Source organism: Pseudonocardia ammonioxydans, from assembly GCF_900115005.1.
Classification (GTDB): domain Bacteria; phylum Actinomycetota; class Actinomycetes; order Mycobacteriales; family Pseudonocardiaceae; genus Pseudonocardia; species Pseudonocardia ammonioxydans.
Map to the genome: position 1 here is coordinate 1 of NZ_FOUY01000021.1, position 20,773 is coordinate 20,773.

The following is a 20,773-nucleotide window of genomic DNA, read 5'->3' on the forward strand; positions in this document are numbered from 1 at the left end:
CTGGCGCCAGATCTGGTCGAACAACCCTCAAGAGCGGCTGAACAAGGAGATCCGCCGTCGCACCGACGTGGTCGGGATCTTCCCCGGCCGCGACTCCCTGATCCGCCTCGTCGGCGCCGTCCTGGCCGAACAGAGTGATGAGTGGACCGAGAACCGCCGCTACATGGGCCTCGATCTACTGGCCCGCTCACGCATCCGCATCGTCACCACCGAAGCCGCACCGACCGGCAGCGAGGCACTCATGACAACCGAGGCGATAACCGCCTAGAATCCCGAACCAAGATCACGCGGAGTCGATCTCATACACCACTCCGCCGGACGTGACCCGCCTACGCCCAGGAACCGGCGCTGGTGACGGCGGGCTACGCCCTGTTCGCGGGTGGAACGATCCTGCTGTTCCCCGCCGTGCTGACCTTCGCCCGGATCGTGGCCGCCCGCTGTCCGCGGCTGGCATGGTGGGGCGGAACCATCTTCGGCGCCTCCTTGTTCGCCCGGCTCTACTACTCCGGCATCGACCTGACCGCGTTCCAACTGGTCGACACACTCGGCCTCCAACAGGCCACCGAGGTCGTGCTCGAGTCGTATGCTGAGCTGTCCTACGGGCTGTGGCGGATCCCGGTCACCGGCGCACTGGGGGCTCTCGTCGGCATCGTGCTGCTGACGATCGGCGCTTTCCGGTCGGGCACCATCGGCCTCGGACGCGGTGTCCTGCTGCTGTCGTTCGGCTGGGTCTTCATGGGCGTGCTCAAGCAGAGCGACCTCATCTTCGGCGTCCTCGGCGGCGGCGTCGCAATCTGCGTGGTCTTCATCCCGCTGGGCATCGCCGTGCTCCGCGACCGCATCCGCCCGCTCCACACCACCGCCACGCCGATGACAGACACCACGCCTATACGGACGACACCGATAGCCTGGTAAGTGGACATTGGATCCGCAAGATCCGGTCTACCCGAGCCGAGCCGGCAAACTCATCGCCGCAGGTCAGGCACTCATAATCGCCAACGCTTGATCAGGTTGACAAAGGCTCACTGTTCTACGGCGACCGGATCGCCCTGAACTGACACAGACGATCACCGCCCACACACGATCTTCCAGACAGTCCCGCATCCGAAAGCGGCCACAGCGAACAGATTCGCTCGTGCGAGTCACCTCGCCGACGCGGCCAACCCCACCCCGAAGCTCGCCAGTACTGCGCCACTTCCCGCATGAGCCACTTCTTCACGGCCGAGTGGGCGAGCATCGATCGCGCGGAAGCGACGACGGCCGCATAGACCGCAAGCGACGTGAAGCCGATCGCTGCGAACAGGATTCCGAGCACTTCGACCTGCAGAAGTGAACTCGAGGACACCCCAGGCCGTTCCCGTCGCGTGACGAGCGCCGTGGAGTGCAGCGTTCTTCATGCCCAACGTGATCCCCGGCCCCGGGGAGCCCGGCTCCCCGGGGCCGCCGATCAACCCTGCTTGACCGCACCGCTGCCGTTGAGGGGCAGCAGCGGGTAGGCGACCTTGATGCCCGCGGCGTCGAAGCTGCTCTTGAGGTGGGCGCGCAACGCGCGGCCGAGGGCCCACTGCTCGCCCGGCTTGGTCTTGACGATGATCCGGACGGTGACGGATCCGTTGCCGATGCCGACCACCCCGCTGAGGTCCGGCTTCTCCAGGATCTTCATCCTGTTAGCGGGGTCCTCGGCGAACTCGGCGATGCTCTCGCCGATCACCTTCTCGGCGTGGGACACGTCGACGCTGTAGTCCAGCGGGACCTCCACGACGGCGTTGGCCCAGTCCTGGTTCATGTTGCAGACGCGCTGGATGTTGCCGTTGCGCACGTGCCACAGCCCACCGTCGAGGTCGCGGATCTTGGTGATCCGCAGTGTCACGTCCTCCACGGTGCCCACCGCGTCGCCTGCGTCGATCACGTCGCCGACGCCGTACTGGTCCTCGACCATCATGAAGATGCCGGACATGAAGTCCTGCACGAGGTTCTGCGCGCCGAACGCGACCGCGAGGCCGAGCACGCCGGCACTGGCCAGCACCGGGCCGAGATTGATGCCCATCTCGCCGAGGATCATCATGAACCCGACGCCGAAGATAATCGCCGTGGCGATGCTGCGCAGCACCGAACCGATCGTCCGGGCCCGCTGCTCCTGGCGCGTGTGAGCGTCCGCCACCGAGTCCTCGGACCGGTGCAGCACGACCCCCTCGCGCCGGGCCTTGACCTGGCGGATCCGCTGGTGCGAGGTGACCATCCGCCGGACGCCGTGGGTGATCAGACGCCCGGCCACGGCGCGCGCCACCAGCACGAGCACCAGGATGATCACGATGTTGATCAGCCCGGAGATGAACGCGCTGCTGTTCTCGGTGAACCACGACATCCACGGCTCGGCCTGTTGCAGCACCACGCCGGGAGCCGGCGGGGCGGCGTCGGGGTTCGGTTGGCTGAGGAGGGGGAGCACCGTTCACCTTTCTGTACGGACGTACTCGTGCGTCGGCCTCACATCCGCCACCGTTGCTCACGGCGCCGGAACGCCGTGCCCCATCGTGTCAACCGATCTCGGGACCGGCCGCCCCGGGCGTGATCGGCGCCGATCACGCCCGGTGGCGGCCCCCTCCTCACCGCGCGCGGCCGCTCCGGATCACGCCCGCACGGTGTCCGACCGGTCCGGTTCCCCGGCCGGCGCGAACGGGGCGAGCGCGGCGGCGACGCCGGCCCGCAGCTCCCGGCGCAGCGTCGCCTGCTCCTCCCGGTCGGTACGCACCTCGACGATCCGCAGGCCCGCCGGGGCCGCGCGCACCGCGTCGGCGAGCGCCCCGGGGCCGCGGACCTCGACGTACGCCGCACCCGCCGACGCCGCGATCGCCGACACCGCGACGCCGTGCGGCGTGCCGAACAGCCGCTCGACGGTGGCCGACCAGTCCGGGGTCCGGCCGAGCTCCCCGTGCTCCAGCTCGGCGAAGATCCCGCCGCCGTCGTTGGCCGGCACCACGATCGTCAGGTCCGGCACCCGCTCCCCCGGACCGGTCAGCAGCCCGTTGCGGTCGTGCAACAGCGTCAGGTCGCCGAGCAGCGCGTACACCGGCCCGTCGTGCGCCAGCGCGGCACCGACCGCCGTGGACACCACGCCGTCGATGCCGCTGGCCCCGCGGTTGGCGATCACCCGGACCGCGGGCCGGCCGGGAGCGGCCAGGTCGAGGTCGCGGATCGGCATGCTCGGCCCGGCCACGAGCAGCGAGTCCGCGGGCAGGGCCCGCATCAGGTCCCGCGCCACGCGCGGTTCGTCGAGCCGGTCGGGCCGGTCCCGCCCGTCGGGGATGCGGTCCAGCGCCGCCGACGCCGCCTCGTCGGCCTCCCGCCAGCGGCGGGTCCAGTGTTCCGCCGTCACCGGCCGGGTCGGCGGCGCCAGGGCCGCCACCACGAGGTCCGCGGTCCGTACCGGGTCCGCCACCCGCGGCCCCGGCTCCACCACGATGTGCGAGCGGGCCGCGCGCAGGTAGGCGAGCGTGCCGCGGGACAGCCCCGGCCGCCCCGACGTGACGACCAGGTCGGCCGGGTGCGCCCGGGCGAACCCGGGGTCGCCCAGCAGCGCCCGCGGCGCCCGCAGGGCACTGCGCACGTGCCGGACCCCGGACGTCGGCTCGGCCAGCAGCGGCCAGCCCGTCGCCTCGGCGAGCGCGGCCATCCCCGCCGGGTCGGGGCAGCCGTCGCCGCACACGATCACGCCCCGCTCGACGTCGGGCGCGGGCACCGCGGCGGCCACCGAGGCCGTGATCGACCGGGTCCACGGAGCGCCACCGGCCCGGCCCTGCAGGCCGGCCGGGAGGTCCGCGGCGTCGAGGCGGTCCGCGGCGGGCAGCAGCGGGTCGCGGAAGGGGACGTTGAGGTGCACCGGCCCGGGGCCGGGACCGAGCAGCCTGCGCCACGCCTGGCAGGTGGGTGCCCGTGTCCGGCACGGTCCTGTCCCCGTCCGTCCCCGCGTCCGGCCCGGTGCCCGCGGACGGACCGGAACCACCCCCGGTGGACCTCTTCGCCCCGGTGCGGGCCCGGCTGGTGTGGATCGTCGTGCTCGCCGCCGCAGGCGCGGCCGCCACGGTGGTCCCGCTGGTGGCCGTGGTCGAGCTCGCCCGCACGCTGTGGCCCGCGCTCGGGGGGCAACCGGTCGACACGGCCAGGGTCTGGTGGATCGTGGCGATCGCCGCGATCGCGCTGCCGCTGTCCTTCGCCGCCGCCTGGGGATCGATCATGGTGGGGCACCTGACCGATGCGCGGCTGCAGAGCGAGGTCCGCACCCGGATGGTGGACCTGCTCGGCAGGCTCCCGCTGGGCTGGTTCGGGTCCCGCTCGTCGGGTGTGGTGAAGAAGACCGTCGAGAACGACGTGTCGGCCCTGCACCACCTGACCGGGCACGCGGTGCACGACCTCGTCGTCGCGATCGTCGTGCCGGTCCTGTCGCTGGTCTACCTGTTCGCCACCGAGTGGCGGATGGCCCTGGCCTGCCTGGTCCCGCTGGTCCTGACGGTGGTGCTCTACGGCGTGATGATGGCCGGCAGCCGGGAGCAGCTGGTGCGCTACGACGAGTCCGTCGAGCGGCTCAACGGTGCCACCGTCGAGTTCGTGCACGGCATCGCGGTGGTGAAGAGCTTCGGCCAGGGCCGCGGCCGGCACGCCGGCTACCAGCGCGAGACCGGGAGGTTCCTGCAGTTCTACCGCGGCTGGATGAACGAGACGTCGGTGATGCAGACCGTGATCGAGGTGGCCACCGCCCCGGTGGTGGTCCTCGTGTGGCTCGCCGCGGTCGGCACCTGGCTGACCGGCGACGGCACGGTCGCCCCGGTCGACATCCTTCCCGCGCTGGTGCTCGGGCTCGGGCTGACCGCCCCGCTGCTGCAGCTCGGCTACACCGGCCAGGCGATGCGCACCGCGCTGCAGGCCCGTGACTCGGTGACCCGGTTCCTGGCGCAGCCCGCCCAGTCCCTGCCCGCGCGGCCGGTCGCGCCGCGGGACTCGACCGCGGAGTTCACCGGCGTGTCGTTCGCCTACGAGGCCGACCGCGAGGTCCTGCACGACGTCACGCTCACCTGCCGACCGGGCACGGTCACCGCGCTGGTGGGCCCCTCGGGATCCGGGAAGTCCACCCTGGCCCGGCTGCTCCCCCGCTTCCACGACGTCACCGAGGGCGGGGTGAGCGTCGGCGGGGCCGACGTGCGGGAGATCGCCCCGTCCCGGCTCTACGCCGAGATCGGATTCGTCCTGCAGGACGCGCACATCCTGCGGACCACGGTCCGGGACAACATCCGCCTGGCCCGCCCCGGCGCGGACGACGACGCGGTGGAGCGCGCCGCCCGCGCCGCCCGGATCCACGACCGCATCCTCCGGCTGCCCCGCGGCTACGACTCGGTCGTCGGCGAGGACGCGCACCTGTCCGGCGGTGAGGAGCAGCGGCTGACGATCGCCCGCGCGCTGATCACCGACGCGCCGATCCTGGTGCTCGACGAGGCGACCGCCGCGCTGGACCCCGACTCCGAGGCCGCCGTCCAGGACGCGATCTCGGCACTGGCGGTGGACCGCGGCCTGCTGGTGATCGCGCACCGGCTGCACACGATCACCGGCGCGGACGCGGTCCTCGTCCTCGACGGGGGCCGGATCGTCGAGCGCGGCACGCACGAGGAACTGCTGGCACTGCGCGGGAGGTACCGGGACCTGTGGGAACGGCACGAACGGGCCCGCTCCGCCGGGTCCCCCGACACCGCAGGCACCGACCGGGACGCCCGATGAGCGCCGCGGGGACGACCGCGCTCCGGACCCTGGTGGGCAGGCTGCTGGCGCTGGTCCCGCCCGCCGTCGGCAGGCGGCTGCGGATCCTGGTCACGCTGTTCGTCGCGTGCGCGGTGCTCCAGGGGCTCGGGTTCGTGCTCCTGGTGCCCTTCCTGACCGCGCTGTTCTCCGGCGACCGGCCCGGCACGACGTACTGGCTGACCGGGCTCGCGGTCGTCGGCATCGGGTACGCCGTGGTCGGGACGGTCGCGGGCCGCCGCGCCCAGATCACCGCGGCCGAGGTGCTGAGCGCGCTGCTCGAGCGTTTCGGCGACCGGCTCGCCGAGCTGCCGATCGGCTGGTTCGTCGCCGCCGACCGCACCGGCCGTGCGTCCGAGGCCGCGACCCGGGGCCTCAACTTCGTGGCCTCGACGACCTACGTGATCGTCCGCCCGGTCATCACCGCGTTCGTCATCCCGGCCACGGTGCTCGTCGGCGCGGCGGTCGTCGAGCCGCGGATCGCCGTGGTCCTCCTCGTCGCCGCCCCGGTCGTGTGGCTCACCTACCGCGCGATCGCGGCGAGCACGGCCCGCGCGTCCCACGAGCACGACGACGTGGTCGCCGAGGCGTCGAGCCGGATCGTCGAGTACGCCCGCCACCAGCCCGCGCTGCGCACCGCGTCGGACTCGACGATCGCGCGGGGCCTGCTCGACGAGGCGATCGGCCGCCGGGACGCCGTCGCGCGGCGGACGCACCTCAGCGCCGGGGGCGCAACCGCGCTGTTCGCCGTGGTCGTGCACCTGTGCGTGGTCGCGGTGCTGGTCTTCGGGGTGTGGCTGGCCCTCGACGGCGGGCTCGCCGTCCCGGCGCTGATCGGGCTGCTGGTGCTCACCGTCCGGTTCACCGAGCCGATCGTGAACTCCGGCGCGCTGGGCGGCGGGATCGCCGCGGCCCGCAACACGCTCGACCACCTCGACGAGCTGTTCGCCGAGCCCGTCCTCCCGGAGCCCGCCGAACCGGCGCAGCCGCGGGGTCACGAGGTCCGGTTCGACCGGGTCCGGTTCGGCTACGGCACGTCCGCCGACGCAGGCGCGGACGGCGCCGCCGGCGAGACCGTGCTCGACGACCTGTCGTTCACCGCGCCGCAGGGCGCGATGACCGCGATCGTCGGGCCGTCCGGGTCGGGCAAGTCGACGATCGTGCGGCTGCTGGCCCGGTTCTACGACCCCGGCGCCGGGACCGTGTCGATCGGCGGGGTCGCGCTGCCGGACCTGGGCAGCACCCGGGTCGCCGAGCTCGTGGCGCCGGTGTTCCAGGACGTGTACCTGTTCGACGGCAGCGTGATCGACAACATCCGGCTGGGCCGCCCGGACGCGACCGACGAGCAGCTGGCCGCCGCCTCCCGGCACGCCCGGGTCGACGAGATCGTCGACCGGCTGCCGGACGGCTGGGACACCGCGGTCGGCGAGGGCGGGGTGCTGCTCTCCGGGGGCGAACGGCAGCGCGTCGCGATCGCCCGGGCGCTGCTCAAGGACGCCCCGATCGTCGTCCTCGACGAGGCGACCTCGGCGCTGGACGCCGAGAACGACGAGGCGGTCGGCCGGTCGCTGGACGAGCTGCGCCGCGACCGCACGGTCGTGGTGGTCGCCCACCGGTTGCAGACCATCCGCACGGCCGACCGGGTCGTGATGCTCGACGGCCACGGCGGCATCGCCGAGCAGGGCACGCACGACGAGCTGCTCGCCCGCGACGGCGACTACGCCCGCTACTGGCGCACCCGGCACCGCGCAGCCGGGTGGCGGCTTCGCAGCCCGTGAGCGGCTATCGCGGCTCTGACCGCGATAACCACTCACGGGTCAGCGTCGGAGCTTCCCGGCCAGGGCCCGCACCCGGGAGACGGGGCGCTCGCGCGCGGGCAGCCGGGCGGCGACGGCGTCGTCGAGCAGCGACCCGACGGTCTCGGCGGCGCAGCCGCGGTTGGTGCCGATCCCCCCGGACGGCCCGCGCTTGACCCAGCCCACGACGTAGTGACCGGGCCGGTCGGCGACCCGGCCGGCGTCGTTCGGGACGACGCCGCGGTCGTCGTCGAACGGCAGTCCCGGCACCGGACGCCCGCGGTGCCCGGCCGCGCGCACGACCAGCCCGGCCGGGATCTCGGTGCCGTCGTCGGTGTGCACGCCCTGCACCCGGTCGGCGCCGGCGATCCGGTCCGGTGCGGAGTGGAAGCGGAACACCACCCGCGGCGCGGCCGCGGGCACCGACCAGTCGATCTTCTCGCGGCGCGCACCCTGCAGCAGCCGGTGCGCCTCGGAGGCCGCCGGGCCGTCCATCGACTCGGTGACGCGCACGTCGTGCTCGTCGACCACCACGTCCACACCGGACCGGCCGAGCAGCTCGCGCAGCTCGGGCGCGGTGGCCGCGACCGTCTCCGGGCCGCGCCGGCCCAGCACCACGACCTCGCGGATCGCCCCGGCCCGCAGCGCGGCGAGCGCGGACGGGTCGACCGGGGTGTCCTCGAGGTCGTCCGGCCGCGCGGTCAGCACCCGGGCCACGTCGATCGAGACGTTCCCGGTCCCGATCACCACGACCCGCTCCCGGCTGGTGTCGACGGCGTCGCGGGGCACCTCGGGGTGGCCGTTGTACCAGCCGACGACGGTGTCCGCGGCGATGCTGCCGGGAAGGCCCTCCCCCTCGATACCGAGGGCCTTCGGCACCGGCGCGCCGACCGCCCAGACCACCGCGTCGTGCTCCCGGGCGAGCTCCTCGGCCGTGACGTCCCGGCCCACCTCGGTACCCAGTCGCATCCGCACCCGCGGATGGGTGTGGAACCGGGCGAACGACTCCCCGATCCGCTTCGTCGACGGGTGGTCGGGGGCGACGCCGTAGCGGACCAGCCCGCCGGGCGTGTCCAGCCGGTCCACCAGCGTCACCCGGGACGCGGTGTGCAGCAGCAGGTCCTGCGCCGCGTACATGCCGGCAGGCCCGGTCCCGACGACGGCGACGTCGAGTGGCGCCATGTCCGCGGGCAGCGAGCGGGTGAACGACAGCGGGGACCAGTCGTGGAACAACGGCGAGTCGGTCTCGAGCTTCCCGGCGACCGGCTTGTCCTCGTAGTACGCCGCGTTGACGTCGGCGTAGCCGGCGAGCGAGTCGCTGAGCCGCTCGACCGGGAACACCGCGTCGACCGGGCACGCGTCCGCGCAGGCCCCGCAGTCGATGCACGCCCGCGGGTCGATGTAGAGCATGTCGGTGGTCCCGAAGTCCGGTTCGTCCGGCGTCGGGTGGATGCAGTTGACCGGGCACGCGGCGACGCAGGACGCGTCGGTGCAGCAGGTCTGGGTGATCGCGAAGGCCACGGCTGGTCTCCCCGGGTCAGATCAGGTTGGCGCGGCGGTAGAACCAGAGCGCCGGCTTCGTGAGCAGCCCGCACGAGGACAGGAACTCCATCAGCCCGGCGCACGACGAACGCAGCAGCGCCTTGTGGTGCTCGTTGCCCCGCGCCTCGCGCAGCGCGCGCTGCGTGTCCAGGCCCGCGTTCGCGTAGACCTGTTCGTTCCACATGCTGCTCACGATGTGGTAGGCGGCGGCCGCGACGAGCAGCGCCTGGACGCGGCGGCGTGCCGGGCCGGCGGCGCGGAGCCGCTCGCGGGTCTCCTCGCGGGCGAAGCGCATGTGCCGCGACTCCTCGACCACGTGGATGTTGTTGATCGTCCGCACGAACGGGGCGACGCGCTCGTCGCGCATCCAGTCCCGCTGCATGACGTCGAGGACCTCCTCGGCGACCAGGATCGACGCGTAGGCCGCCTCGCCGGAGTAGGTCAGCGCGCAGAACCGGCCCAGCGCGACGACGTGGCGCTTCGGGACGTAGGCCGGCGCGCCCAGCTTCGCCGAGCCGCGGGCGAACATGATCGAGTGCCGGCACTCGTCGGCGATCTCGGTCAGCGCCCACTGGAACGCCGGGTCCGTCGGGTCCTTCGCGTAGAAGTCCCGCAGCACCAGCTGCTGCAGGATCATCTCGAACCAGATGCCCGTGGACGCGACCGACGCCGACTCCTGCCGGGTCAGCTCGGCCCGCTGCTCCTCGGTCAGCTCGTTCCAGTAGGCGGTGCCGTAGAGGCTGCTCCACTCCGGGCTCATCCCGTGGTGGGTCCGGTCCAGCGGCGTGTCCCAGTCGACCTGGGTCGCCGGATCGAACGAGAGCTCCGCGGACGAACGCAGCAGCCGCTGCGCGGTGTCCTGCCGCTCGTCGGTCACCTCGGCCGGGGACTCCGGAACGGTGGCGGTCATGTCGGCTCCCTCGCAAACGACGACGTCAAGTGGTGTAACCACCGGTAACGTTACCAGTGGTTACACACGACGCAAGCCCGGGCGGGGCCGGTGATCACCGACCGGGCGGCGGCGGTATATCGTTGCGATACGCAACTAATGGAGGAGGACGCCGTGGCAACCGGGCCGTCGATCATCGGCACCGTCCGACGACGCAGCGGGACCCCCGTCCCCGCCGCGACCGTGACCGTCACCGACCTGGACGGGCGCCAGCACGGGCGGTCCGAGACCGGACCGGACGGCGACTACGCCGTCGGGCTCGGGACCGGGGGGACCTACCTCGTCGTCGTCCGCGCCGAGGGCTCCGGGCCGGACGCCGGACTGGTCCCCGTCCGCGACACCCCCGCCCGGCACGACGTCGTCACGACCGGCGGCGGGACCGTCGAGGGCGTGCTGACCGACGGCACCGGCGCCGGGGTGCCGGGCGCGTCGATCACCCTGATCGACCCGCTGGGCGACGTGGTCGCGAGCGGCCCCACCGGTCCGGGCGGGCGGTTCCGGCTGGAGACCCCGGGCACCGGACCGCACACGCTGACCGTCACCGCACCCCGGCACCAGCCGGTGGCGCGCACCGTCACCACCGGGCCACCCGGGACCCCGATCGAGGTCCGGCTGCCCGCGCCGGCGGGGCTGACCGGCGTCGCCCGCACGTCCGACGGCAGCCCGGTCGCGGGGGCCCAGATCGTGCTCAGCGACGCGGGCGGGCACACGATCGCGACCACGACGACCGGCCCGGACGGGCGCTACGAGCTGTGGGACCTGCCACCCGGGCAGCACTCGCTCACCGCGAGCGGGCACGCCCCCGTCGTCGCCGCGGTGCAGGTCGACCAGGGTGCGACCACACCGGTGCAGGTCCACTTCCCCGACCCCGCGGGCACGACACGGGAGAACGCGCATGAGTGAGCTGTACGGGCGACTGAGCAGCCCCGACGGATGGCCGGTCGCCGGCGGGACCGTCACCGTCATGGACGGCACCGGCATGCAGAAGGGACGGGCGGCGAGCCGCGCGGACGGCGGGTTCTCGATCGGCGGGCTGGCCGCCGGACCGCACACGGTCGTCGTCGCGGCGCCCGGGCACGAGCCGTCCGCCCGGTCGGTGGTGCTGAACGGGACCGGCGTCGACCTGGGCCGGTTCGAGCTGCCCCGGGCCGGCGGCGTCGTGCTCCCCGCACCGGGGACGTGGCGGATCGACAGCCGGCACTCCAGCATCCGCGCGACCGCCCTGCACCTGGGCATGAGCCGGATCCACGGGCGGCTGCGGCAGTTCTCCGGCCGGCTCGAGGTGACCGACCCGTTCGAGGCGAGCCGGGTGGACGTGGCGATCGACGCCGGGTCGGTCGACTCCGACGACCCGGACCGCGACGCGCACCTGCGCGCCCCGGACTTCCTCGACGTCGGCACCCACCCCTCGATCGGCTACACCGGATCGGGGCTCACCCGGCACGACGTCACGCACTGGACCGTGCACGGCACGCTGTCGCTCAAGGGCGTCTCCGCGCCGGTGGACCTGGCCGTCACCTACGGCGGTTCCGGGCCGGACCCGTGGGGCGGCACCCGCGCGGCCTTCACCGCCACCACCGAGGTCTCCCGCGACGAGTTCGCGATCGACTGGAACCAGTCGGTGCTGGCCGGGGTGCTCGCGGTGGGCCGCACGCTGCGGATCGACATCGACATCCAGGCGGTCCTGGACGAGGGCTGACCGTGCGGGTGGCCCCGGGCGGTCACCCACCCGTCGCCGAGGCCGGCACGACGGCGGGTGGGTGACCTGTTCGGCTCGTCCCCCGGCGAGCCGGGACCCCGGGCGCGCCCTGCGACGTACCCGGGGCGGGTCGGATCAGGTCAGGCCGTCGAGCACGCCGAAGACGGGTGCGGTCAGGTCGACCGGGGTGACCAGGGCGTCCGGCAGCGGCAGCGCCGGGACGCCGTCGAGCAGGAACACCGGGACGGAACCGGCTTCCTCGGCTCCAGTCGTCTCGGTGCCCGCTGACTCCGAGCCGGTGGCGTCCGATGTGGCCGGGCCGTCGGGGGTGTCGGCGTGCGCGAGGCCGCCGGTGAGGGCGGCGAGCGCCCCGGCACCGGCGACGGCGAGCGCGGCGCGACCGGCCGTGCGTGCGGTCATGGTGTGTACCTCTTTCCTCGGGGAGCGTCCGGCGGGCTCAGCAGAGCGAGTCCGCCGGCTTGGGGTTGGTCAGGCCGAAGAGCGGACGCAGCCGCAGCCCGACCCAGGTACCGCCGAGTGCGACGACGGCCCAGATCCATCCGTGCAGGCTGAACGAGGCGATGCCGGAGAAGTAGGCGCCGATGTTGCAGCCGCCCGCCAGCCGCGCGCCGTAACCCATGGCGACACCGCCCAGCACCGCGCCGAGGGCGAGCTTCCAGGGGACCCGCCGGTGCAGCACGAAGGCGCCGCCCACCGCGGAGGCGATCAGGGCACCGATCATGATCCCGACGTCGAGGTTGGAGATCCGGTCGGCGAGCACCGGGTTGGCGAGGGCCTTCGCGTTCGCCGGGACCTGCCAGTACGCCAGGCCGGCCATGTCGAACCCGAGCAGCTCGAGGAACTTCGACCCCCACAGCGCGAACGCCGACGTCACGCCCCACGGGGCGGCCGAGACGAACAGCACCGCGGCGTTGAGCACGGCCAGCACGAGCGCGCCGACCCACATCGGCCAGGAGCCCCGCAGCACCCGGGCGATCCCGCGGGCCGACGGCGGCCGCTCGACCGGCGGCGGGGTCCGCCGCCGCGCCACCACCCAGGTGACGACGGTGATCGCGGCGAGCACGACCAGGGTGATCGCCAGGGCGCCCGGGTAGCCCAGCAGCTGGGCGAGGTTGATGCTCGGCCCCTGCGGCACCGTCTCGGTCCAGAACGTGTGGGTGAACACGGCGAGCATCGAGCCGAGGATGAAGCCGAACAGCGTCAGGACGATCGCGGACTGCCCGCTGCCGACGGCGAACAGCGTGCCCGACGCGCACGACCCGCCGACCTGCATGCCGAGTCCGAACAGGAACGCCCCGACGACCAGTCCGATCCCGACCGGGGAGGTCAGCCCGCGCGGCTCGCCCGCCAGCGCGACCCCGGACGCGAGGATCACCGCGAACAGCACCGCGGCGGTCCCCAGCATGATCATGTGGGCCCGGATCGCCGCACCCTGGCCGACCGCGACGAGCTGGCGCCAGCCGGAGGTGAACCCGAACCGCGAGTGGAACAGGGTGAAGCCGAGCGCGAGGCCCAGCGCGGCCGTACCGACCATCGTGGCCGGCGCCACCGCGCCCACCCCGAACAGGAACAGCGCGGCCAGCACGAGGCCGATCGCGACGACGGTCCACTGCGGAGGCTTCGCCGCGCGGTCCCGCGGACCGTACGCGGCCCGCTCGGTGGCCGGGATCTCGCGCAGCGCCCGCACCAGCGGGCCGGGTCTGCGCTCCTGGACGACGGACATGGTCTCTCCTCAGCGATTCGTGGGGCGGCCGAGCAGCGCTGCTCGGGGCGCGGTCAGGGGGTCGGCGACGCGGCCGGGGCACCGATCGGGCCGATCGCGGCGACCGCCCCGCCGGGGAACCAGGCGGCGGTGTTCGGCCCGCCGTGGTGGCCGGGGCCGTCGCCGGGCTCGACGCTCATCGGTACCGACACCGGTGCTGCACCGTGCCAACCGTAGGGTTGCTCCACCTGTTCCCCGGCGGCATCGGCCCAGGCCAGCAGCCCGGAGGTGGACGGGGCCGAGCCCGGCACGGTGAGGGCCAGCGCCCGGACGTAACGCTGGGGCAGCGGCTCCTGCGGCCCGAACGGCAGCGGGAGCACCGCGCTCTGCGCGGACCCGAGCACGCCGCCGGTGAGCAGCCAGGGCGCCAGGTAGGTCCCGCCGAGCGCGGTGGGCTCGGTGTTCGCCGCGTACGCGGTCTCGCGGGCCACCCGGGCGGCGTCCTGCCAGCCGGAGACCACGACGAGCCCGCCGTCGGCCCCGGCCCGCGGCCGCACCGGCACGCCGGCCGCAGCGGCCTCGGCGCGCACCGCCTCGGCGGCCGCCCGGGAGCGGGGTGAGGCGTCCGCGGCGATCGCGATCCCCGGGATCCCCCGGGCACCCAGCGCGCGGACGGTCTCCCGCAACGCCTGCTCGTCCCCCGGACGCAGCGACTCCGACGGGCAGTCGGTGACGTCCCCGGACCCCGGTCCGGCGGCCACGACGGCGCCCAGCACGGCGGAGGCGCACTCCGGGCCGTCCGCGCCCGTGGCACCCGCGGGTGTGGTCCGCTCGGTGCCGACGTCGACCGGCACCGTCCGGGACGCGCCACCCGCGTGCACGCTCAGCGAGTCCGTCCCGGCCGGCAGGTCGACCAGGGCCCACCCGCCGGGCGCCCCGGCCCGGCCGGTGACGGGTACGTCGCGGTCACCGACCCGGACCGTGAGGGGCGCGGTCGGCCCGGCGTCGGGCCCGCCGTGTCCGGGCATCGGGGCAGCGGCCGTCGACACGGCGGCCCCCGTCTCGGCGGGCACCACGACGCCCGGGTCGGTCAGCTGCACCAGGTTCGGGCCCGGCCGCATCGGGCTGACGACGAGTGTGAGCGCGCCGGAGCCGAGGTCGACCGTGCGGGCCAGCAACTGTCCCGGCTCCGCGGCCGCCGCCGGGGGCGGCAACGCGGCCAACACCGAGGCCGCCGCGACACCGGCGACCGCGGCCACGCCGGCCGTGGCCCGGAAGCGGTCGCGGGTGCCCCGGGCCCGGGCCCGTCCGGTCGCGTGCCCGCCACGGCCGGTCACGGCCCGCTCGGCCACGACCAGGACCGTCGCCAGCGCCGGACCGGCCACCGCGACCAGCGCGGAGCGCCCGTATCCGGTGCCGACCAGGTCGATCACGCTGAACGGCCCGGTGAGCAGCAGCTGGGCGAGCCCGGCACCGGTCGCCGCGGTGCCGGCCACGACGGCGAGCACCCGGACCCGCCCCGTGCCCGGACGGTCGTCCGGCCCGGCCGTGGGCGTGTCCGGATCGGCGAGGGCGCGCAGGGGTGCCTCGTCCGCGACCGCGCGGTGCGCGAACAGGTGCAGCACGGCGCCCGCCAGCAGGGCGACGGCGACGGCGTACCCGGCGTCGAGCGCGACCGGTACCGGCGCGCCGCGGGCGGAGGACAGCACCGACGCGAGGAGCGCGGCGACGACCGCACCGGGCAGCACCGCCGTCGCCGGCCGGCCGCCGTGCAACAGCACCGGGACCGCGGCGACGGCGACGACCAGCCCGGCCGCCCACAGTGGCGTACCGCTGCCGGACCAGACCGTCGCGGCGATCGCGGCACCGGACGCCACCAGGGCCGCGACCGTCGCCACGATCCGCTCCGTGGGCACCGGGCCCCGGGCGAGCGGGCGCACGAGGCCGGCACCGGCGACGACGGCGAGCCCGACCAGCAGGGCCGACCGCAGCAGGGTGACCGCGAGCGGGGCGCCGTCGAACGGCCCCGCGGGAGCGGCCGCCGGGACGAGCGCGTGCCCCAGGGCGGCGGCCCCGGCCGGGCCGGCGGGCAGCAGCCCGCCGGCCGGCACGAGCGCTGGGTTCACCAGCAGGAACAGCGACATCGTCAGTCCTTGATGTCCTCGTCCGCGGTCACGAACAGCATCGAGTGCGGCTTGGCGTTGCCGAACGCACCGTGCGGCCATTGCTCGCGGTTGAAGTTGACGCAGGGCTCGCCGGTGTCCTCGTCGGTGAAGGACTCGTCGAGGGCCAGCGCCCCGTCCTGGGCGATGTCGACCATGCAGACCCGGTGGTCGCCGTCGAGCCCGGTCCGGGCCACGAAGTAGTTCGCGGTGGCCAGGCGCTTCGGCTGGTCGGTCTCCCGGTAGAACCCGTCCTCACCCAGCTCCAGGTTGTCCAGCGCGCCCCAGTGCGGGCCGGCGCCGGTCTGGTCGGGGTTGATGCCGGTGCTCCCGCGGACCGTCGGGCAGTCCGCCTCGGCACCACCGGCGGTGATCTCCTCCTCGGTGTCGATCGAGCACTCGGTGCCCGGCCCGGCCGCCAGCAGCTTCTCGATGTCGAGGGCGATCACGCCGCCCGCGGTGCCCTCGTCGTCCGGACCCAGCGTCCCGGCCTTGCGGCCGATCGTGGCGTGGTAGAGCGTCCGGTCGTCCGGGCTGGTCTGCAGCCAGCCGCCGTTGGCGCTCGGGCCGCCGTTCTCGCCGCCGGTACCCAGCTCCGGGGCGACCGTGGACAGGTCGAAGACCTCGCGCCACTCCGGGTTGTCGACGGTGATGTCGGGCGTGTAGTAGATCGCGCCGCCCTGCATGGTCTGCGCGAACGCACCCTTGTTGCCCGGCTGGTTGGTGACCGTGGTCTCCATCGCGGCGCGGTTCTCGTTGCGCAGCGGGTCCTCGCCGTTCGAGCGCGGACCGGTCGGCAGGTAGGCCACCGACTTGACCTTCGGGTGGTTGAGGTCGGAGATGTCCCAGGTCCGCACGGTCGGTCGTCGCAGGTACGGCGACGGGTTCTTCACCGGATCGAGGATGATCGTCCGCGGTTCGGCGTAGTCGCTGGTGACCATGGTGTTCAGGTCCTCACGGACCTGGATGCCGTGCGGGTTGGCACACGTCGGGTTGCCCAGGGACGGCATGTTGAGGCACTGGGTCGGATCCTCCGGCGTCTCGGTCGCGGCCGGGGCCTCGACCATGTTCTCGCCGTCCTCACCGAGCCGGACCACCGAACCCGGGGACCCGGCGAATCCGTTGCCGGTGCGGACCTCGCCGTGGGTGTAGCGGCACGGCCCCGGCGCGACCGGGCCACCCATGTAGGTGCCGTAGGCGGTGCCGTCGTTCAGGACCCAGTAGGCGTCGGGCACCGAACCGCACAGCGTCTGCGACGGCAGCGAGATGCCCGAGAGCTTGAGCTCCGGCAGCGCGCTGACGTCGAACACGTAGGTGGCCGCCGTGAACAGACCACCCGCGTAGATCTTGTCGCCCTTGCGCCACGTGTACTGCATGTGGTGCGGCTCGTTCTCCACCAGCGGCCCGACGGTGGCGGTGTTGACGACCTTGCCGTAGTCCGGGGTGCCCTTCGTGACGTCGACGACGGCCATGAAGTCCGGCCCGGGCAGGGTGTCACGCACCTTGTCGATCGGGTCGGTCAGCGACCCGGGCAGGTTCCGCACGTCGGAGACCGCGGTGTCGGCGACGTTCTCGTCACCGGCCCAGACGATCGCGTACTCCTTGCGGGGCCCGTCGGCGCTCTGCTGCCGGGCCTCCGGCGTGAGGTTGTTCTCGACCCAGTAGTCCTTGCCGTCGGCACCGGCGACCTCGGAGCGGACCGTGTCGATCGCGTTCTGGGCGGTCGCGGGCACCGCGACCACCCCGGCGACGACGGCCGCACCCAGCAGGGCGAACGCGGATCGCCGTCCCCAGCGGGACTTCGGTAGCAGTCTCATTCGCCGACCGTTCCGTTCTGCAGGACGGTCGGGGTGATCTGCTTCGGCGCCTTGGTGACCACGTCCACCAGGCCGGTGACCGGCACGCCGGCGGGCGCGAAGTCACGCAGCTGCTGGATCGGTTCGCCCGAGTCGAACGCGGTGTAGGACGGCTCGACGTACGGGGCGGTCGGGGCCGGGTCCGGCTGGTCGTCGTTCGGGGCGCTGAGCAGCGGCCCGAGGTCCGGGACCAGGTCGGGCGTGGCCGCCTGGGCCGCGCCGGACAGACCGATCAGGGCGGTGCCGGCGAGTGCGGCACCACCGGCGATCAGCCGGATCCGGGACGCCGGTCGTGCGCGGTGCTGGGGCACGAGGGTCTCCTGTCTTCGTCGGGGAGCGAGTCTTCGTCGGGGAGCAGCGGAGGTCCGATGTGGACGTTCGGCGGGCGGCGGGCCGGGTGGAACCGTCGGAGAGGACGGCCCGGGGCGCGGGCGGGCCGGACGTGGGATCCGGCGGCGTCGGACCTCCACCTCCCGGGCCGCCGGACGGCGGGGCGGGAGGGGCCGCGCGCGACGGCGCGGTACCGGACGTGGATCAGGGCGTGCGGGACGGTCCCGCGTCGCGCGGGTGCGGACCGGCGGGTGCCGTGTCCGCACGGAGCGGGGCGGGCGCGCCCCGGGGACCGGGCGCGGTCAGGCGCCGGAACAGAGCGCGCTCGCCTGGCGGCGCAGGTCGACGTGGCGCCGACTCGCGAACCGGGAGACGAGGTGCATGGGGATCAGTCTGCCGACACGTTCGGAGCAACGCGCCACGGGCCGGGTCCACATCGTGGGATCAGAGCGCCGAGGGGCCGCTCGCTGCCGTCCGGAGTGACCGGCGCCACTCCCGGCCGATACCGGACACCCCGTTGCAAGCCGGAAGGATCGCCGCAGGGATCACCCGATCGAGACCACAGCGTCGGGAACCACCCCGGATCACGCCGCTGACCTGCGACGATGCCGCTTCCCATCGGGAATCGGGAACCCGTCCGGACAACTGCCCCGCCGCCCGCCCCGCTCCCCCGGCGCAGCTCCGGGGCGGGCGGGGCGCAGGACCGCCCCGCGCCAGGGCGCTGACGTGCTGATCACTGAACTCCGCACGGGCCAGGCGCGCTCCCGCCCTCGGCAGGGCAGTTGCGCGCTGATCACCGAGCCCGACACCGGCCACGCGCACGCTTCTGCCCTCGGCAGGGCACCTACGCGCTGATCACCGAGCCCGGCGCCGGCGCCGGTGAGACGCACACTGTCGCCCTCCCCAGGGCATTGGCGCGCTGATCAGCGGGCCCGGTCCAGGCGACGTGCACGCAGTCGTCCTGTGCAGGGCAACTGCGCGCTGATCGTTGAGCTCGGCGCTGGCCAGGCGCACGCTTCCGCCCTCGACAGGGCACTTGCGCGCTGATCAGCGGGCCCGGCAGCGGTGAAGCGCACGCTTCCGCCCTGGCGGGGACGGAACCGTGCACATCACCCGGCCGGCGCCTCTGAGCGGCACGTTTCCGCCCCTTCTCGTGACGTCCCGCGTGGCGTCGTGGGAAACCGCCCCCGAGCGGGGCTGGGCAGTTGGGGACCGGGACCGGCGGCCGCGCGAGCCCGCAGCCCGGGCCGCCGACAGTGCAGCCCGAGCCGGCACCGCGCGGCCCGGGCCGGCGCCGCTGCGGCCCGAGCCTGCGTGCTGCGGCCCGGGCCGGGGTCAGGCGTCCGCGTCGGCGGCGGGCGCCGCGGCCCGGCGACCGGTGAGGAACGCGACGGCGACCACCAGCAACGACACCACAGCGGCGACGAGGAAGGCGGCGTGGATGCCGGCCTCGTCGACCCCGCCCGCGCCGGAGAAGACCGTCATCACCGTGATGAAGAGCGCCGTCCCGGCGGCACCCGCCACCTGCTGCAGGGTGGTGAGGATCGCGCTGCCGTGCGAGTACAGGTCCCCGGGCAGCGACCCGAGGGCCTCGGTCATCAGCGGCGTGAACATCAGCGCCAGCGACGCGGACATGCCGACGTAGAGCGCCGCGACCAGCCAGATCGGCGAGGTCGCGCCCAGCGTGGTGAACCCCCACATCACCGCGGCCAGCAGCAGCGAGCCCGGCACGACCAGGGGCCGCACACCCAGCCGGTCGTAGGCACGTCCGACGACCGGGCCGAGCAGCCCCATCACCAGACCACCCGGCAGCACGACCAGGCCGGCGACGAACGCGCTGTCGCCCAGCACGTCCTGGATGTAGAGCGGCAGCAGGATGATCGCCCCGAACAGGGACATGAACCCGGTGACCACCAGCACCAGCGCCAGGGTGTAGCTGCGGACCGCGAGCGGACGCAGGTCCAGCAGTGGTGCCCCGGTGCGCTGCAACCGGATCTGCCGGTGCACGAACACCGCCAGCGCGATGACACCGACCACCAGTGGCACCCACGGCGGGACACCGGCGTGCGTCCCCGCCGCCGCGGACTCGCCGATCGCGGACAGCCCGTAGACGATCCCGGAGAACGCGACCACGGAGATCAGCACGGACGCCACGTCCAGCGGGGTCCGCGTGGTCTCGGCGGTGACCTTCAGCCAGACCGCCCCCGCGGTGAGCGCGATCAGCGCGATCGGCAGCACCAGCCAGAACATCCAGCGCCAGCCCAGCGAGGAGAGGATCACACCGGAGATCGTCGGGCCGACCGCGGGCGCGACGGCGATGACGATCGAGATCGTGCCCATCGTCTGGCCGCGCCGCGTCGCCGGGACCAGCCGCAGGATCGTCGTCATCAGCAACGGGACCATGACGGCGGTGCCGCAGGCCTGCACGATGCGCCCGGCCAGCAGTACCGGGAACGCCGGGGCGAGCGCCGAGAGCAGGGTGCCCGCGCTGAACACGCTCATCGACCCCAGGTAGACCGACCGCGGCGGGAACCGCTGCAGCAGGTACCCGGTGATCGGGATGACCACGGCCATCGTCAGGAGGAACCCGCTGGTCAGCCACTGTGCGGTGGCGGCGGTGACACCGAGGTCGGCGATCAGCGCCGGCAGCGCCACACTCATGATCGTCTCGTTGAGGATCATGACGAAGGCGGACCCGACCAGCAGCGAGATGATCAATGGGGCGCCCGCCGGGAGCCGGTCCGCCTCCTGGGCGGGTCCGGTCGTCGGCTCGGTCGTCACGGCGGGGTTCCTCCTGTCGTCTCGGCCCCGCCCACGGTCGGGCAGCCGTCGGAAACAGGCGTGCGGGACCGCGGCGGGAGTCGGTGATGCGGTACGCACGAGTGAACACCAGACGGGCCCCCTCGACCACCGGATTCCGCGACGCGTGAGCGGT

Annotated in this window: 16 protein-coding genes; 6 read left to right on the forward strand and 10 right to left on the reverse strand. The window is 74.0% G+C overall.

Translation table 11 applies throughout. The features are described from left to right. The coding region (locus BM093_RS19735; RefSeq protein WP_177238584.1) for a transposase at window positions 1-268 on the forward strand (268 nt) is incomplete at its 5' end. A gap of 83 nt (window positions 269-351) precedes the next feature. Beyond that, a complete protein-coding gene (locus BM093_RS19740; protein WP_093346531.1) occupies window positions 352-915 on the forward strand; it encodes a hypothetical protein in 564 nt (187 codons plus the stop codon). A gap of 532 nt (window positions 916-1,447) precedes the next feature. Here the strand turns inward: BM093_RS19740 and BM093_RS19745 are convergent. Together BM093_RS19745 and BM093_RS19750 are read right to left on the reverse strand one after the other, a co-directional pair. Continuing rightward, a complete protein-coding gene (locus BM093_RS19745) occupies window positions 1,448-2,446 on the reverse strand; it encodes a mechanosensitive ion channel family protein (RefSeq protein WP_218162844.1) in 999 nt (332 codons plus the stop codon). 180 nt (window positions 2,447-2,626) lie between these two features. Then, complete coding sequence (locus BM093_RS19750) at window positions 2,627-3,877, reverse strand: thiamine pyrophosphate-dependent enzyme (RefSeq protein WP_093346535.1); 1,251 nt, start codon at window positions 3,875-3,877, stop codon at window positions 2,627-2,629. 53 nt (window positions 3,878-3,930) lie between these two features. Between BM093_RS19750 and BM093_RS19755 the strand changes: the two genes are divergently transcribed. Further along, window positions 3,931-5,763, forward strand: a complete 1,833-nt coding sequence (locus BM093_RS19755) for an ABC transporter ATP-binding protein (protein WP_218162845.1) — start codon at window positions 3,931-3,933, stop codon at window positions 5,761-5,763. Continuing rightward, window positions 5,760-7,559 carry an ABC transporter ATP-binding protein gene (locus BM093_RS19760; protein WP_093346540.1) on the forward strand — a complete coding sequence of 600 codons (1,800 nt, stop codon included), beginning with the start codon at window positions 5,760-5,762 and terminating at the stop codon, window positions 7,557-7,559. The genes BM093_RS19755 and BM093_RS19760 overlap by 4 nt, the downstream gene beginning before the upstream one ends. 39 nt (window positions 7,560-7,598) lie before the next feature. Here the strand turns inward: BM093_RS19760 and BM093_RS19765 are convergent, their stop codons facing one another. Next, window positions 7,599-9,098: an FAD-dependent oxidoreductase gene (locus BM093_RS19765; protein WP_093346544.1), complete on the reverse strand. Its 1,500-nt coding sequence runs from the start codon at window positions 9,096-9,098 to the stop codon at window positions 7,599-7,601. A gap of 16 nt (window positions 9,099-9,114) precedes the next feature. Next, on the reverse strand, window positions 9,115-10,029 hold the full coding sequence (locus BM093_RS19770) for an AurF N-oxygenase family protein (protein WP_093346549.1): 915 nt from the start codon (window positions 10,027-10,029) through the stop codon (window positions 9,115-9,117). 153 nt (window positions 10,030-10,182) lie between these two features. Here BM093_RS19770 and BM093_RS19775 point away from each other — a divergent pair, with 153 nt between their 5' ends. Together BM093_RS19775 and BM093_RS19780 are read left to right on the forward strand one after the other, a co-directional pair. After that, window positions 10,183-10,971, forward strand: coding sequence for a carboxypeptidase-like regulatory domain-containing protein (locus tag BM093_RS19775; protein ID WP_177238585.1), 789 nt, complete (start codon window positions 10,183-10,185; stop codon window positions 10,969-10,971). Further along, window positions 10,964-11,767: a YceI family protein gene (locus BM093_RS19780; protein WP_093346558.1), complete on the forward strand. Its 804-nt coding sequence runs from the start codon at window positions 10,964-10,966 to the stop codon at window positions 11,765-11,767. The genes BM093_RS19775 and BM093_RS19780 overlap by 8 nt, the downstream gene beginning before the upstream one ends. Window positions 11,768-11,902: 135 nt before the next feature. On the opposite strand, the gene BM093_RS19785 is transcribed toward BM093_RS19780, so the two are convergent. The 6 genes from BM093_RS19785 to BM093_RS19810 all read right to left on the reverse strand — a co-directional run bounded on the left by BM093_RS19785 (window position 11,903) and on the right by BM093_RS19810 (window position 20,619). Further along, window positions 11,903-12,187, reverse strand: a complete 285-nt coding sequence (locus tag BM093_RS19785) for a hypothetical protein (protein ID WP_093346562.1) — start codon at window positions 12,185-12,187, stop codon at window positions 11,903-11,905. Between the two features lie 37 nt (window positions 12,188-12,224). Further along, a complete protein-coding gene (locus BM093_RS19790) occupies window positions 12,225-13,511 on the reverse strand; it encodes a YeeE/YedE family protein (protein ID WP_177238586.1) in 1,287 nt (428 codons plus the stop codon). 53 nt (window positions 13,512-13,564) lie between these two features. Beyond that, on the reverse strand, window positions 13,565-15,634 hold the full coding sequence (locus BM093_RS19795; RefSeq protein WP_093346566.1) for a hypothetical protein: 2,070 nt from the start codon (window positions 15,632-15,634) through the stop codon (window positions 13,565-13,567). A 2-nt stretch (window positions 15,635-15,636) separates the two neighbouring features. Beyond that, complete coding sequence (locus tag BM093_RS19800; protein ID WP_093346571.1) at window positions 15,637-17,469, reverse strand: hypothetical protein; 1,833 nt, start codon at window positions 17,467-17,469, stop codon at window positions 15,637-15,639. Next, window positions 17,466-17,819, reverse strand: coding sequence for a hypothetical protein (locus BM093_RS19805; RefSeq protein ID WP_093346576.1), 354 nt, complete (start codon window positions 17,817-17,819; stop codon window positions 17,466-17,468). The genes BM093_RS19800 and BM093_RS19805 overlap by 4 nt, the downstream gene beginning before the upstream one ends. A gap of 1,354 nt (window positions 17,820-19,173) precedes the next feature. Then, window positions 19,174-20,619, reverse strand: a complete 1,446-nt coding sequence (locus tag BM093_RS19810; RefSeq protein ID WP_093346579.1) for an MDR family MFS transporter — start codon at window positions 20,617-20,619, stop codon at window positions 19,174-19,176. Window positions 20,620-20,773 lie beyond the last annotated feature (154 nt).

Coding starts and splice junctions, on each gene's coding strand:
- BM093_RS19760 (WP_093346540.1), top strand. CDS start 5,760: ATGAGCGCCGCGGGGACGACCGCGCTCCGGACCCTGGTGGGCAGGCTG.
- BM093_RS19770 (WP_093346549.1), bottom strand. CDS start 10,029: ATGACCGCCACCGTTCCGGAGTCCCCGGCCGAGGTGACCGACGAGCGG.
- BM093_RS19780 (WP_093346558.1), top strand. CDS start 10,964: ATGAGTGAGCTGTACGGGCGACTGAGCAGCCCCGACGGATGGCCGGTC.
- BM093_RS19785 (WP_093346562.1), bottom strand. CDS start 12,187: ATGACCGCACGCACGGCCGGTCGCGCCGCGCTCGCCGTCGCCGGTGCC.
- BM093_RS19790 (WP_177238586.1), bottom strand. CDS start 13,511: ATGTCCGTCGTCCAGGAGCGCAGACCCGGCCCGCTGGTGCGGGCGCTG.
- BM093_RS19795 (WP_093346566.1), bottom strand. CDS start 15,634: ATGTCGCTGTTCCTGCTGGTGAACCCAGCGCTCGTGCCGGCCGGCGGG.
- BM093_RS19800 (WP_093346571.1), bottom strand. CDS start 17,469: ATGAGACTGCTACCGAAGTCCCGCTGGGGACGGCGATCCGCGTTCGCC.